Source organism: Pedobacter kyonggii (assembly GCF_004310665.1).
Lineage (GTDB): Bacteria > Bacteroidota > Bacteroidia > Sphingobacteriales > Sphingobacteriaceae > Pedobacter > Pedobacter kyonggii.
The window spans coordinates 68,278-81,627 of sequence record NZ_SIXF01000017.1; the positions used below are offsets into that span (position 1 = coordinate 68,278).

General features: G+C 36.5%; 14 protein-coding genes. 5 read left to right on the forward strand and 9 right to left on the reverse strand.

Annotation, left to right across the window (positions count from 1 at the left end; all coding sequences use genetic code 11):
* Positions 1-704: 704 nt before the first annotated feature.
* Positions 705-1,382 carry a polysaccharide deacetylase family protein gene (locus EYS08_RS16590; protein ID WP_131031081.1) on the reverse strand — a complete coding sequence of 226 codons (678 nt, stop codon included), beginning with the start codon at positions 1,380-1,382 and terminating at the stop codon, positions 705-707.
* A gap of 20 nt (positions 1,383-1,402) precedes the next feature.
* Between EYS08_RS16590 and EYS08_RS16595 the strand changes: the two genes are divergently transcribed.
* The 4 genes from EYS08_RS16595 to EYS08_RS16610 all read left to right on the forward strand — a co-directional run bounded on the left by EYS08_RS16595 (position 1,403) and on the right by EYS08_RS16610 (position 6,381).
* Positions 1,403-2,806 carry a TolC family protein gene (locus tag EYS08_RS16595; RefSeq protein ID WP_244215978.1) on the forward strand — a complete coding sequence of 468 codons (1,404 nt, stop codon included), beginning with the start codon at positions 1,403-1,405 and terminating at the stop codon, positions 2,804-2,806.
* Between the two features lie 93 nt (positions 2,807-2,899).
* The gene (locus tag EYS08_RS16600) at positions 2,900-4,240 is read left to right on the forward strand and encodes an efflux RND transporter periplasmic adaptor subunit (protein ID WP_131031082.1); all 1,341 of its coding nucleotides are present in this window, start codon (positions 2,900-2,902) and stop codon (positions 4,238-4,240) included.
* Between the two features lie 172 nt (positions 4,241-4,412).
* Positions 4,413-5,414, forward strand: a complete 1,002-nt coding sequence (locus tag EYS08_RS16605; RefSeq protein WP_244215979.1) for an NAD(P)H-dependent glycerol-3-phosphate dehydrogenase — start codon at positions 4,413-4,415, stop codon at positions 5,412-5,414.
* A 622-nt stretch (positions 5,415-6,036) separates the two neighbouring features.
* The gene (locus EYS08_RS16610; protein ID WP_131031083.1) at positions 6,037-6,381 is read left to right on the forward strand and encodes a hypothetical protein; all 345 of its coding nucleotides are present in this window, start codon (positions 6,037-6,039) and stop codon (positions 6,379-6,381) included.
* 74 nt (positions 6,382-6,455) lie between these two features.
* On the opposite strand, the gene EYS08_RS16615 is transcribed toward EYS08_RS16610, so the two are convergent.
* The 8 genes from EYS08_RS16615 to rpmB all read right to left on the reverse strand — a co-directional run bounded on the left by EYS08_RS16615 (position 6,456) and on the right by rpmB (position 11,096).
* Positions 6,456-6,956 carry a hypothetical protein gene (locus EYS08_RS16615; protein WP_131031084.1) on the reverse strand — a complete coding sequence of 167 codons (501 nt, stop codon included), beginning with the start codon at positions 6,954-6,956 and terminating at the stop codon, positions 6,456-6,458.
* A 227-nt stretch (positions 6,957-7,183) separates the two neighbouring features.
* Positions 7,184-8,515, reverse strand: coding sequence for a 30S ribosomal protein S12 methylthiotransferase RimO (gene rimO, locus EYS08_RS16620; protein ID WP_131031085.1), 1,332 nt, complete (start codon positions 8,513-8,515; stop codon positions 7,184-7,186).
* Between the two features lie 151 nt (positions 8,516-8,666).
* The gene (gene ftsY / locus EYS08_RS16625; protein ID WP_086547660.1) at positions 8,667-9,629 is read right to left on the reverse strand and encodes a signal recognition particle-docking protein FtsY; all 963 of its coding nucleotides are present in this window, start codon (positions 9,627-9,629) and stop codon (positions 8,667-8,669) included.
* The gene (locus tag EYS08_RS16630) at positions 9,629-10,045 is read right to left on the reverse strand and encodes a type II toxin-antitoxin system VapC family toxin (RefSeq protein WP_131031086.1); all 417 of its coding nucleotides are present in this window, start codon (positions 10,043-10,045) and stop codon (positions 9,629-9,631) included. Before EYS08_RS16630 ends, ftsY begins: the two co-directional genes overlap by 1 nt.
* Complete coding sequence (locus tag EYS08_RS16635; RefSeq protein ID WP_116250259.1) at positions 10,046-10,273, reverse strand: hypothetical protein; 228 nt, start codon at positions 10,271-10,273, stop codon at positions 10,046-10,048.
* Between the two features lie 119 nt (positions 10,274-10,392).
* Positions 10,393-10,548, reverse strand: a complete 156-nt coding sequence (locus tag EYS08_RS16640) for a DUF4295 domain-containing protein (protein WP_010599808.1) — start codon at positions 10,546-10,548, stop codon at positions 10,393-10,395.
* Between the two features lie 87 nt (positions 10,549-10,635).
* On the reverse strand, positions 10,636-10,818 hold the full coding sequence (gene rpmG / locus EYS08_RS16645) for a 50S ribosomal protein L33 (RefSeq protein WP_010599807.1): 183 nt from the start codon (positions 10,816-10,818) through the stop codon (positions 10,636-10,638).
* Positions 10,819-10,862: 44 nt separating this feature from the next.
* Positions 10,863-11,096 carry a 50S ribosomal protein L28 gene (rpmB, locus tag EYS08_RS16650; protein ID WP_025145121.1) on the reverse strand — a complete coding sequence of 78 codons (234 nt, stop codon included), beginning with the start codon at positions 11,094-11,096 and terminating at the stop codon, positions 10,863-10,865.
* Positions 11,097-11,399: 303 nt separating this feature from the next.
* On the opposite strand from rpmB, the gene acs reads away from it, so the two are divergent.
* Positions 11,400-13,295: an acetate--CoA ligase gene (gene acs / locus EYS08_RS16655; RefSeq protein ID WP_131031087.1), complete on the forward strand. Its 1,896-nt coding sequence runs from the start codon at positions 11,400-11,402 to the stop codon at positions 13,293-13,295.
* Positions 13,296-13,350 lie beyond the last annotated feature (55 nt).

The following is a 13,350-nucleotide window of genomic DNA, read 5'->3' on the forward strand; positions in this document are numbered from 1 at the left end:
TTACAAAAAAGAATACTGTTTTTGTATATTAATTTGCATTTACTGAGCCTATAGGGCCCAATTTTTTGGTTAAAACAAAAATAGCAAAAAACAACCCTTAAATGCAATTTAGGCAGGCGATTAAACAATTTGGAATTATTCTAAACAACGAAAAAAGATGTAAATTAAAGGTCATAAAAACACACGAATCATGGCTGGGTTTATACACTTAGTAAGTGTTTTTTTGGTGCTTGTTATAGCTTAAATCTCCATTCTTATCATCTTTAATATTATAATCGTCACCCTGAATTCATTTCAGGGCCTATCTAACAGGAAAGATGAGGTTGTCTCATAAATATAGAATTGTCATCCTGTCCAAAGGACTCCTATGGAGATCCTGTCGAAGGACCTGTTTAAATATATCGAAAAGGCGTTTCGACAAGCTCAACGTGACAAATTCTAATTGAATTACAAATATGATGCAGCCTGATGACGACCGCGTTAAGAAAAGAGGCTAAAAACTGGTCGCTATAAAATTAATCGGGGTTGTTGTTAGTTAGGTGAAAAGTAGTTGTACTCCATAGAATCTTAACACCTGTATTAACCGTTCGTTATCGGACAGATTTGTGCGATTTTGAACAGTTATTTATTTTATATATAGTTAATTTATTGATATTCAGTTTGTTGATGTGTATTCGTCGCCTTGGCATAAGATTAGCTTAAGGCTAAAGCGTTGAAAATGTAAAACCTTTTTCAGTAAAATAAGCCAATACTTTGGGAAGTGCGTAAGATAAACGGTCGAATGCTTTTAAACTATCATGAAATACAATTATAGAACCATTTTCGGTATGTTTAATCACATTTTGATAACATTTTTCGGGCGACAGCTTAGTGTCGAAATCGCCGCTGAGTACATCCCACATTACGATGTTCAGTCCTGAGTCGATAGTCTTTAGTCCTAAGTCAGATTGTTGATTTTGGAATATGGACTTTGGACTTCGGACTACGGACTTCAGACTTTTAATCTGGCTCTTCCTAATCCTTCCATAAGGTGGACGAAATAGATTTGTTTGTGTAAGTTCCTGGCATTTTAGTGTATTTTGAAGGTAGATTTCATTATCGGTTTTCCAGCCTTTTAAATGATTGAAAGTATGGTTGCCAATGGCATGTCCGTCGTTTTTTACACGTTCAAAAACTTCGGGGTGTTTTACAATATTATCGCCGATGCAAAAAAATGTAGCTTTAGCATTAAAGACTTTTAAAGTTTTTAATACAAAATCTGTAACATTGGGTATGGGTCCATCGTCAAAGGTCAAATAAATAACTTTTTCGGTGCGGGATTTATTCCATAATAGTGATGGATAATACCATTTTAGCAGAAGCGGTGATTTGATCAGGTACATTTTAGCTACAAAGTTACTAAATGCCTGTACAGATTGAAATTATTAAAGTTGTTTATATAGATTTGAAACAAATTATGAAGATGTTTACCAAGAATAAGTTAATTACCGGATCTGCGTTATTAGTAGCATTAAGTTTTAGTCAGAAAATTAAAGCTCAAGAAGTTATCAGTATTCAACAGGCAGTTGAAAACACATTAAAAAACAATTTAAATATTAAACAAGCCGCTTTTAGTGCTTCTTTAAGTGAAGAAACTGTTCGTCAATCTAAAAATGCACTCTTACCTACCTTAAATGGTACCATTAACCAGTCGATGCAATGGGGTAGAAGTCAACAGGTATCAGGTTTATTCGAAAATACTCAAAATTATAATTTAAGTCCAAACGTAAGTACGAATGTTTCGCTTTTTGAAGGCGGTACTAAACTGAACCAGATCAGACAAAACAAAATTTTACTTGCCGCCAACGAAACCAATGTAGAAAAGGTAAAGAACGATTTGATTCTTCAGGTGGTTACAGCTTATCTTCAGGTTTTAAACAATGAAGATCAGGTAAAGGCTACAAAGCAACAATTGGATGTGGCCAATTCTACTTTAAAAAGGGAGCAAGCGCTTTTAGATGTTGGAAATAAAACCTTGGCTGATATTTCTCAGGCAAAGTCGCAGGCAGCCACAGCAGAGCTTAATTTAACGAATGCTCAAAACCAGCTAACCATATCTTACTTAACTCTAGGCCAATTGATGGAGATTCAACCTCCAATGACTTTTAAGGTTCAGCCTCCTTTAGTTAATGAAATGGGTAATATTCAAACCACTTATGTACCTACTGATATCTATAATCAGGCTTTAGCCACATTCCCTGATATTAAATTAGCGGAATTAAACAGTAAAGCAGCCGAAAAAGGTATTGCTGTAGCTAAGGGTGGATTCTTTCCCCAGATTAGTTTAGGTGCTGGTTTAGGATCGGCTTATTACTACCAGTTTAATTCGAGTTTTCCGATGTCGAAATTCACCAATCAATTATCTGATAACTTTGGTCAGTATGTGAGTATGGGAATTTCCATTCCTATTTTTAATGGTTTTACAACAAGATCATCGGTAAGGAAAGCGAAAATTAACTGGATGCAGCGCAAAACTGATGAACAGCTATCAAAAAACAATTTGATCAAGGTAATCAATCAGGCAGTTGCCGATCTTAGTGCAGCACAAAGTAGATACTCTTCTACCCAAAATGCTTTTCAGGCGCAGAAAGATGCTTTTTATGTAATCGATCAACGTTATAATGTAGGTTTGGTAAACTCGTTAGATTATAGCACGGCCCAAACCAATAGAAATAAAGCAGAGATAGATTTTATCTTAGCAAAATACGATTTACTGTTCAGGGCAAAAGTAATTGATTACTATTTAGGCAAACAAATTACTTTCTAAACTTAAAATATTGGAAGAATAGGGTGCAACTTTAAAACGTTTCAACCTTACAACATGATAACTTTAATACAAACAAACGAAATACAATAAATTATGAAACTGAAGCATATTATTATTACCGTAGTTGCTATTGTAGCCCTTCTAGTGATATTAAAACTGGCCGGAGTTATAGGTGGTAATAAGACCGAAAAAGTAACTACAGAAAAAGCATCAGATAAAACTGTTGTAGAAACAGTAACAGCAAGTGGTAAAATACAGCCAGAAACAGAAGTTAAATTAAGCTCTGAGGTATCGGGAGAGGTGGTAGAATTAAAAGTAAAAGAAGGAGATATTGTTAAAGCAGGCCAATTGCTTTGTAAAGTACGTCCGGATGTTTTGCAGTCGGGCTATGAAAGAACAGTTGCTACCTTTAATGCGCAAAGGGCTAGTGTGGCTGCAGCGCAACAGCAATTGATACAAAACCAGGCTAACTTTGTAAATGCAGAAGCAACTTACAAACGTAATGTAGAGCTTTTTAATAAAAAGGTAATTTCTGCATCAGAATTCGATGCTGCCAAGGCGGCTTATCTAACTGCTAAAGCAAATTTGGCCAGTGCAAAAGAAAATGTAACAGGTGCTAAATTTACTTTAGAGCAAACAGGGGCAAATGTTAAAGAAGCAGGCGCAAACTTAGCTAAAACAACAATTTATGCTCCGGTTGATGGTGTGGTTTCAAAATTGTCAATCGAATTGGGCGATCGTATTTTAGGAACTTCGCAAATGGCAGGTACAGAAATTATGCGTATCTCTAACCTATCATCAATGGAAGTTAATGTTGATGTTAACGAAAACGACATTACCCGTGTTAAAGTTGGCGATAAAGCTTCGATTGAGGTTGATGCTTTCTCAGATAAAAAATTTAGAGGTGTAGTAACCGAAATTGCAAGTTCATCAACAGCTGTTGGTACTGCGGTATCTACTTCGGTAGATCAGGTAACCAATTTCTCTGTAAAAATTAGAATTACTGAAGAACTGGCGGGTAAACAACAATCTATTTTCCGCCCGGGCATGTCGGCCACAGTTGATATCGAAAGCGAATCGTTAACAGGTTTAGCTATTCCAATTCAGGCTGTATTTACCGATAGCGGTAAATCTGGCGATGCTGGTCAAAACCAGGGTAACCAGGAAAACACCGATAAGCAGAAATCTAAGTTAACAGATAAAAAAGTAAAGCAATATATTTATGCTTACGATGCTAAAACTAAAAAGGTTAAAAAGACAGAGGTAACCACAGGGATCCAAAATGACCAGTTTATTATCGTGAAATCTGGTGTTAAAACTGGTCAGGAAATTGTTACCGGTCCTTATTCTGCCATCCAAAACAAATTAAAAGACGGAATGATTGTAGAAAAAACATCTAAAGACCAATTGTTTAGCAAAGACGCTAAGAAGTAGTTTATAATTAATAGCAAGAAATAGTAACTTGCGTTGTTTAAGGTGTATTCCTAAAAGTTTAGGGTGTAAGGTTTAAGGTTGAGGGCAATTGGTCCTAGCTTTACACCTTACACCTTTTGCCTTAAGCCTTTAAAAGGCTTTACACCTTTTACCTTAAACATTTTTTATAAACATGGTACCTAAAATAGCAATGATTGGGGGCGGGAGCTGGGCTACTGCCATTGTTAAAATGCTTGCAGATAATTTATCTGAAAAGGAAATTTTTTGGTGGATGCGCAATGAGGCAGCCATAGCGCACATTAAAAAATTTAAGCATAACCCCAATTATATTAGTTCTGTTGAGATTAAACTTACTCAGGAAGATCATATCTCTTCAGATATCAACTCCATAATAAAATCTGCCGAATTTGTAATTCTAAACGTTCCGGCAGCATTTTTAAAAGACACTTTAACTTCCATCAGTGCCGAAGATTTAAAGGGCAAAAAAATTATTTCAGCCATAAAAGGCATAGTACCCAAAGATAATCTGATTATTGGCGAATTTTTGCACGAAAATTATAATATCCCATACGATGATATTTTAGTGGTTAGCGGACCATGCCATGCCGAAGAAGTAGCTTTAGAAAAATTATCATACCTAACCATAGCCTGTACCGATGTAGAAAAGGCATCAACTTTTGCTTCATTTTTAAATACTCGTTACATTAAAACAAACGTATCAGACGATATTTTCGGGACGGAATATGCTGCGGTTTTAAAAAATATTTATGCCGTAGCCAGTGGTATTTGTCATGGCATAGGTTATGGCGATAACTTTCAGGCAGTGTTGATCAGCAATGCCATCCGTGAGATTAAACGTTTCGTCGATGCCGTTCACCCCATCAACAGGGATATTATGGAGTCGGCGTATCTTGGCGATTTGTTGGTTACTGCCTATTCGCAGTTCAGCCGCAACCGTACGTTTGGTAACATGGTAGGGAAAGGTTATACCGTAAAATCGGCTCAATTGGAGATGAATATGGTGGCCGAAGGTTATTATGCGGTTAAGTGTATGCACATTAAAAATCAGGCGTATAATGTAGATATGCCAATTTGCAAGGCGGTGCACAGTATTATTTACGAAAACCGTTCGCCACATATCGAAATGAAATTACTGGCCGAGAAATTAAATTAAGACATTATCAATAAGCAACATAAAATATTGCTAGGAACTAAATAGGCGTTTGTATTTTCTTGTAGTCCCAATTGTTCAGGCCCCGGGGCGAAGCGGCCCCTGAAGCACAGCGAAAGGATACAGCGAAGAACGGGAACAGACTCTAATAGCTGCTGTGACCATGCGCTCCAAAAAAACAATTTAAACCTTTTGTAAAGCAGGTTTAGTGCTTTTAGATCAGGGTAGTCCTTCTTTTCGCTATTATCTTTTTGCGATCGTGAGTCGGTCTATTTTTGGCGGTGCAACAAAAAGGATAACCGCTTCAATAAGGTTTATTGAACGAAGGGCTGTGCAAGAAATAAAAATGAATTCTTAAGGAAGAAGTAGGTAGGTGTTTTATATTTCTTTCAGTGCCAATTGTTCAGCCCCGGGCGAAGCAACATCCCTGGGCGCGCAGCGAAAGGATACAGCGAAGAACGGGAACAGACTTTAATCGTTGCTTCGAACATTGTGCTCCAAAAATGATTTATTTTTTATCTTAATTATGCTTATGCTTAGCCACGGAAACAGGGTTTATTAATAATATCTACGATAAAACAAAAGCAGCGATCAACTGTTATCACTTAAATAAAATATAGCTGTCATGAAAAGAAAATTAGTAATGGGTTTATTAACGCTGGCCTTATTTGGAGGTGCAGCCTTAACCGTAAATGCTCAAGAAAAGAAAAAAACTGAAGTAGGTAAAGCATTAGATCAAACCGGTAAAGCAATTGGTAAAGGTGCTAAATCTGTAGGTAATAAAACTGCCGAAGTAGCGGTAAAAGGGGGTTCTAAGGTTGCTGATAAGACCTGGAAAGGTAAAATGGCACCAGATGGTTCTAACGTTTATATCAATGCAAAAAATGAAAAATATTATGTAAACTCGAAAGGTGCTAAAATTTGGTTAAAACCTAGTCAGATTAAAAACAGACCTGAGCCTAAAAAATAACAACATAAAAAATCCCGTTGAGATATCAGCGGGATTTTTTATGCACTTAGGTTGAATTAAAAGGCACAATCCTTTTATATTTTTAAAGTGTAAATGCTACTTAGATACGACTCCTTAGCGCTCGGAAGTTCTTTAGGACTATCCACTTTATCAATCAATAACTTTTCAACAACGGTATTATTCACTTTTAGGTTAAGCTCATAAAGCTTATCGCCAAGTTTAAGGTAAAAGGTGTTTTCAATGCTTTTAGCTTCACGACTTATTTCTGAAGAAACAAGCTGATAATAATCCATTTTCAAATTATTTGTATAGGTAAAGGGCTGGCGAATGTCAAAATTGATTTTTTTAATTATATTGTTAGCATCTTTAGCATAAAGCTGTATCTGGGTTTTATCTAAAAAACCTGTAGTTTTAGGGTTAAGAAGATCCCCATCTGTACTGTTTTTAATTACCAAGCCTAAGCTTGTGTCATAACTTATAGGTGAGCAGGCACATACTCCGCCGCCGTCGGTTATTTTTTTGCAGCCTAAATTGGTGATGAAAATTAGCACGAGAACAAATAGAATTTTTTTCATTTAGTTTAAATATTGAGTTATACTTTTTTAGGTTTAAAGGCATATTTTTTTAATTGCAATTAACCGTAATGATTTAGTCAATCTGGTTTGGTGCATCTATATCTGGTTCTATTCTTTAAACGTCGATTTGGTGGCATTCGCTACAGCTGAAAGCGAATATTTAAATGTTTATAAAAACGAAACCCCAAAAGCAGCGCTTTTGGGGTTTCGTTTTTTCTTATGTTTTTCTAAACTATCGTTCCGTATAAATCGAAATCTTCAGCCCGGTCAATTTTCACATTAACAAAGCTTCCGTTAGCGGCATAACCTGTAGCTGCATCGATTAAAACTTCGTTATCAACCTCAGGCGAATCAAATTCGGTTCTTCCTACAAAGAAATCACCTTCTTTTTTATCTACCAGCACCTTGAAGGTTTTGCCTACTTTTTCTTGATTAATATCGAACGAAATACCTTGTTGAATTTCCATGATATCGTCTACACGTTGCTGTTTTACTTCATCAGGAATATCATCAACTAAGGTATGTGCATGGGTTTTTTCCTCATGCGAATAAGTAAAGCAGCCTAAGCGGTCGAATTTAGTTTCTGCAACCCATTCCTTCATTTCTTCGAAATCATGTTCAGTTTCGCCAGGATAACCGCAGATTAGCGTGGTACGCATGGCAATGTTGGGCACTTTATCACGGATCTGATTAACTAAATCGATGGTTTTTTGTTTGGTGGTACCACGGCGCATCGATTTCAACATATTATCGGTAATGTGCTGTAATGGCATATCCAGGTATTTGCAGATGTTATCGCGCTCGTTCATGGCATCTAAAATTTCCATAGGGAAACCAGAAGGGTAGGCGTATTGCAAACGGATCCATTCGATTCCGGGAACATCAGATAAACGACGCATCAACTCATCTAACTTACGCACACCATAAAGGTCTAAACCATAATAGGTAAGGTCCTGTGCAATTAAAATCAATTCTTTTGTGCCGTTTTTAGCAAGGATTTTAGCCTCGTTAACTAATTCTTCCATTGGCTTACTCAAGTGTTTGCCACGCATTAACGGGATGGCACAGAAAGAACACGGACGGTTACAGCCTTCGGCAATTTTGAAATAAGCGAAATGAGAAGGGGTGGTTAGCAAACGCTCGCCAATAAGTTCGTGCTTGTAATTGGCACCTAACTCATGTAAAATATTCTGCAGATCGTTAGTGCCGAAAAAGGCATCAACGTTGGTGATTTCTGATTCCAGTTCGGGTTTGTAACGTTCAGATAAACAACCTGTAACCACTACTTTGCCAATTTTACCGGCTTCTTTTAATTCGCTGAACTGTAGAATGGTATCAATTGATTCTTGTTTAGCATTATCGATAAAACCGCAGGTATTAATTACAACGATATCATCTTTACCCATCTTGTCTGATTCGTGCACAACATTTAAATTGTTGCCACGCAGCTGCCCCATCAATACTTCCGAATCGTATATGTTTTTTGAACAACCTAATGTAATTACATTAATTTTTGGTTGTTTAATTGCGCTTTTACTTCTTATTATTTTGGTATTCATCTTTCACTTAATCTTTCTATAAACACAACATTTTTGTAATCTGTGTCTTGTTGGTACGGTCGTCATCCTGAATTCATTTCAGGATCTCAATGACAGATGCTGAAATGAATTCAGCATGACGATCGATAATGATTTGACTTATAAATTTAGCTTATTTAAACAAACTATTCACAAACTCTTTCTTATCAAACAGCTGTAAGTCACCTATTTTTTCTCCTACGCCAATATATTTAACAGGAATCCTGAACTGATCTGAAATTCCGATTACTACACCACCTTTTGCCGTTCCGTCTAATTTTGTAATGGCCAATGCATTAACATCAGTAGCTTCGGTAAACTGTTTGCACTGTTCAAAGGCGTTTTGTCCGGTCGAGGCATCTAATACCAATAAAATTTCATGCGGTGCACCTGGTACTACCTTTTGCATCACCTGTTTAATTTTACCCAACTCATTCATCAAACCGATTTTGTTGTGTAAACGTCCGGCAGTATCAATAATCACTACATCTTCACCGTTAGCAACAGCCGATTGTAGGGTATCAAAAGCAACAGAAGCAGGATCAGAACCCATAGCCTGTGCTACAACCCTTACGCCAACACGTTCGCCCCAAAGTTTAATCTGGTCAACGGCCGCAGCTCTAAAGGTATCGGCAGCACCTAATACTACTTTAAGTCCCGATTCTTTAAGTTTATGAGCCAGCTTTCCGATGGTAGTGGTTTTACCAACGCCATTTACGCCAACCACCATAATTACATAAGGTTTATGATCGCCATATTCGAACTGACGGAAATCGTTACTGTTGTTTTCGGATAAAAGCAACTGGATTTCATCACGAAGTATAAAATTTAGTTCTGAGGTATTGAGGTATTTATCTTTGGCAACACGTTCTTCGATACGTTTGATAATTTTTAATGTAGTACTTACACCAACATCAGAAGTAACCAAAACTTCTTCCAGATTATCGAGCACTTCATCATCAACAGAAGATTTTCCTGCTACAGCTTTGGTGATTTTATTAAAGAAACCGTCTTTAGTTTTCTCTAAACCTTTATCCAGTGCTTCCTGAGCTTCAGGTGCAGTTTCTTTCTTTTTGAAAAAATCGAATAAACCCATTAATTATTTTTATGTTTTTTTAGGAAATCGGCAGGTGTTTGTGTAGGTATCTTACTGCCAGTGAAATCTTTTGTATTCCTGGTTATAATAAGATCAATCTGATTTAGTTCTGCAGCAGCATTTTGTACTGCATCTTCAAAATCTGAAAAATTAGAATGGATTGCGGAGATGATTGTATCTTTATTAATGCCAAGAATGTTTATTGTACTTATAAGCGTAAGAAGAATATCTATTGTTTTAGCATGACCTATATTTTTTTTGCAGATGTAGTATATATCAGTAAAAGTTGAGGCCAAAATGAATCCATTTATATTTATGTCATCAACTTTGTTCAGTGCCTCGAAAGAGTCATCAAAAAAAGAATCCCTTTTAAGACTTATATCTATAAAAATATTGGTGTCAAATAGAATATTCATTTACTTGTGCTTGTCCATAAGATAGTCGTATTTAGCTTTATCTGGATCAATCCCTTCCAATACTCCCGAAAATTTGTCAAGAAAATCTTTCATCTTATTTTTTGGTGCGTTTTGAATCACTTCATCCAAAATAATGACTTCAACTTCCTTATTTTTTATATCAAATCCGTCAGGAACAACAATAGTTCCGTTTTCAGAAACTTTTGCTTTAAACTTATAGGCTTCCATGGTTATGCTTTTTTCAAAGATAATCAATTATTTCCTAACGTAAATTTCACTAACAAAAAAAGCCCTTCCGGTTAAAACGGAACGGCCTTTAATATTTTTAATATTAAAAAATATTAACCTTATTTAGATGCAATAGCATCTTTTACGTGGTCGTTGTGTACGATAAGTTCTTTGAATGAGTAAGCACCGGTTTTTGGTGATTTTACCATTGTAATTACTTTCGAATATTCTTTACCTGTACCTGTTTTAAGGGTTGCAACTACTTTCTTTGCCATGTTCTTATAAAATTTAATGATTGAATGATAGATGGATAGAATGGGGGGAATGTATACCCTAAGCCTTCTACCTTTACACCATCAATCTTATTTAATCTCTTTGTGTACGGTTACTTTTCTCAATACTGGATTGAATTTTTTCAATTCTAATCTCTCAGTAGTGTTTTTACGGTTTTTGGTAGAAATATATCTAGACATACCTGGCATGCCACTTTCTTTATGTTCAGTACATTCTAAAATAACCTGAACTCTGTTACCTTTTTTTGCCATTTTAATATAAATTGAAAACTGTTAATCTCAACAGTTAATGTTTTTTACAAAAATCCTTTTTTTACGAAACGGTTAATTGCTTCGCTAATGCCCACTTTATTGATGGTTTTAATCGCTGAAGTAGAAACTTTCAACGTAATCCAACGGTTTTCTTCAGGAATATAAAATTTCTGAAGTTGTAGGTTTGGGTAAAATTTGCGTTTGGTTTTAACGTTTGAGTGAGAAACGTTGTTACCTACCATTGCTTTTTTTCCTGTTAAATCACAAACTCTTGACATGACTTGTAAATATAGTTGTTAATATCGTCCGCTTAATTTTTTTAAGAGTGTGCAAATATCTGAATAATAATTGTAAACAGCAATAGTGTAGCTAATTATTTTTATAATTAATATTTATTGGCGGAAAAGGTTTGTACAATATTTGTTAATGCCGAATATTAAATTCAGTATTATATTATATCATGTTAAAAATAAATATTTCTGATCAAACGTTTGATATTCATTTTGATACGATTAGACTATTTCTCCTTATTATTATTTAATTAAATTAGCCCCCACTAATCCAAAATATAAAAACGAGCAATGCAAATTACATCTTTTAAGCAATACGAAGAAGATTATAAGAAAAGCGTAGAAAACCCAGAGCAGTTTTGGGGTGAAGTAGCGCAAAACTTTCAATGGCGCAAACCTTGGTTTAAGGTACTATCGTGGAACTTTAACGAACCGAATATCAAATGGTTCGAAGGTGCTAAACTTAACATCACCGAAAATTGTTTAGATCGGCACTTAGCTACCAATGGAGATAAGCCCGCTATAGTTTGGGAACCTAATAATCCTGAAGAAGAAAGTGTTACTTATACTTATAAAATGTTGCACGAACGCGTTTGCCGTTTTGCTAATGTTTTAAAGCGTAACGGAGCAAAAAAGGGCGACCGTATCTGTATTTATATGCCTATGGTGCCTGAGCTGGCTATTGCTGTTTTGGCCTGTGCCCGAATTGGTGCCGTTCACTCGGTTATTTTTGGCGGATTTTCTGCTAAATCTATTGCCGATAGGATTAACGATTCGCAATGTAAAGTAGTTATTACTGCCGATGGATCTTATCGTGGCAATAAACAGATTCCTTTAAAAGATGTAATTGATGATGCCTTAATTGGTTGCCCAACCGTAGAAAAATGTATCGTGTTAACCCATATCCGTACACCTGTTTCGATGCTGAAAGGCAGGGATGTGTGGTGGGAAGATGAGGTTAAACACGTAAATGATATTTGTGAAGCGGAAGAAATGGATGCAGAAGATATGCTGTTCATTCTCTACACATCTGGTTCTACCGGCAAACCCAAAGGCGTGGTGCATACCTGTGGTGGTTATATGGTTTATGCGGGTTATACTTTTTCGAATGTATTTAACTATCAGCCTGGCGAGGTTTATTTTTGTACGGCAGATATTGGCTGGATTACCGGTCACTCTTATATTGTTTACGGACCGCTTTCGCAAGGAGCTACTTCGGTTCTTTTCGAAGGGATTCCAACCTACCCAACGCCTTCTCGTTTTTGGGATATTGTAGAAAAACATAAAGTAAATACCTTATATACGGCACCTACGGCTATCCGCTCTTTAATGAGTTATGGTGAAGATCCATTAAACGGCAAAGATTTAAGCTCAATCCGCGTTTTAGGCTCGGTAGGGGAGCCGATTAACGAAGAAGCATGGCATTGGTTCGATGAGAAAATCGGGCATGGTAAAGCGCCTATTGTTGATACCTGGTGGCAAACGGAAACAGGAGGGATTATGATTTCGCCCATTGCTACGGTAACACCAACCAAACCTAGTTTTGCAACATTGCCTTTACCAGGAATTCAGCCAATTTTAGTTGATGAAAATGGTAATGAAATTGAAGGGAATGGCGTAATGGGAAATCTGTGTATCAAATTCCCCTGGCCGGGCATGTTGCGTACCACTTATGGCGATCACGAGCGTTGCAAACAGACTTATTTCTCTACTTACGAGAATTTATATTTTACGGGCGATGGCTGTTTGCGTGATGAAGATGGTTATTATCGAATTACCGGTCGTGTTGATGATGTATTAAATGTTTCTGGCCATAGAATTGGTACCGCTGAGGTAGAAAATGCGATTAATATGCACGCCGGTGTGGTAGAAAGTGCAGTTGTGGGTTATCCGCACGATGTAAAGGGTCAGGGCATTTACGCTTTTGTAATCTACCCTGAAATGCATGGTGAGGCAGAATTATCTAAAAAAGATATTTTACAAACGGTTACCCGGGTAATTGGAGCGATTGCCAAGCCTGATAAAATATTGTTTGTTTCTGGTTTACCAAAAACACGTTCGGGCAAAATTATGCGCAGAATTCTGCGTAAAATTGCCGAAGGTGATACGGCTAATTTAGGCGATACTTCTACGCTGCTTGATCCAGGCGTGGTAGAAGAAATTATAGCAGCAGCGAAAAAACTTTAAATTTAAATGAAAGATAACAGAAATGCCCCCGAAATTTTCGGGGGCATTTCTGTTG

Bases quoted from the DNA above. Each gene is read 5' to 3' on its own strand.
- EYS08_RS16590 (WP_131031081.1), bottom strand. From the start codon at position 1,382: ATGTACCTGATCAAATCACCGCTTCTGCTAAAATGGTATTATCCATCA.
- acs (WP_131031087.1), top strand. From the start codon at position 11,400: ATGCAAATTACATCTTTTAAGCAATACGAAGAAGATTATAAGAAAAGC.
- EYS08_RS16640 (WP_010599808.1), bottom strand. From the start codon at position 10,548: ATGGCAAAGAAAGTAGTTGCAACCCTTAAAACAGGTACAGGTAAAGAA.
- ftsY (WP_086547660.1), bottom strand. From the start codon at position 9,629: ATGGGTTTATTCGATTTTTTCAAAAAGAAAGAAACTGCACCTGAAGCT.
- EYS08_RS16595 (WP_244215978.1), top strand. From the start codon at position 1,403: ATGCCTGTACAGATTGAAATTATTAAAGTTGTTTATATAGATTTGAAA.
- EYS08_RS16635 (WP_116250259.1), bottom strand. From the start codon at position 10,273: ATGGAAGCCTATAAGTTTAAAGCAAAAGTTTCTGAAAACGGAACTATT.
- EYS08_RS16630 (WP_131031086.1), bottom strand. From the start codon at position 10,045: ATGAATATTCTATTTGACACCAATATTTTTATAGATATAAGTCTTAAA.
- rpmG (WP_010599807.1), bottom strand. From the start codon at position 10,818: ATGGCAAAAAAAGGTAACAGAGTTCAGGTTATTTTAGAATGTACTGAA.
- EYS08_RS16610 (WP_131031083.1), top strand. From the start codon at position 6,037: ATGAAAAGAAAATTAGTAATGGGTTTATTAACGCTGGCCTTATTTGGA.
- EYS08_RS16615 (WP_131031084.1), bottom strand. From the start codon at position 6,956: ATGAAAAAAATTCTATTTGTTCTCGTGCTAATTTTCATCACCAATTTA.
- rimO (WP_131031085.1), bottom strand. From the start codon at position 8,515: ATGAATACCAAAATAATAAGAAGTAAAAGCGCAATTAAACAACCAAAA.
- rpmB (WP_025145121.1), bottom strand. From the start codon at position 11,096: ATGTCAAGAGTTTGTGATTTAACAGGAAAAAAAGCAATGGTAGGTAAC.
- EYS08_RS16600 (WP_131031082.1), top strand. From the start codon at position 2,900: ATGAAACTGAAGCATATTATTATTACCGTAGTTGCTATTGTAGCCCTT.
- EYS08_RS16605 (WP_244215979.1), top strand. From the start codon at position 4,413: ATGGTACCTAAAATAGCAATGATTGGGGGCGGGAGCTGGGCTACTGCC.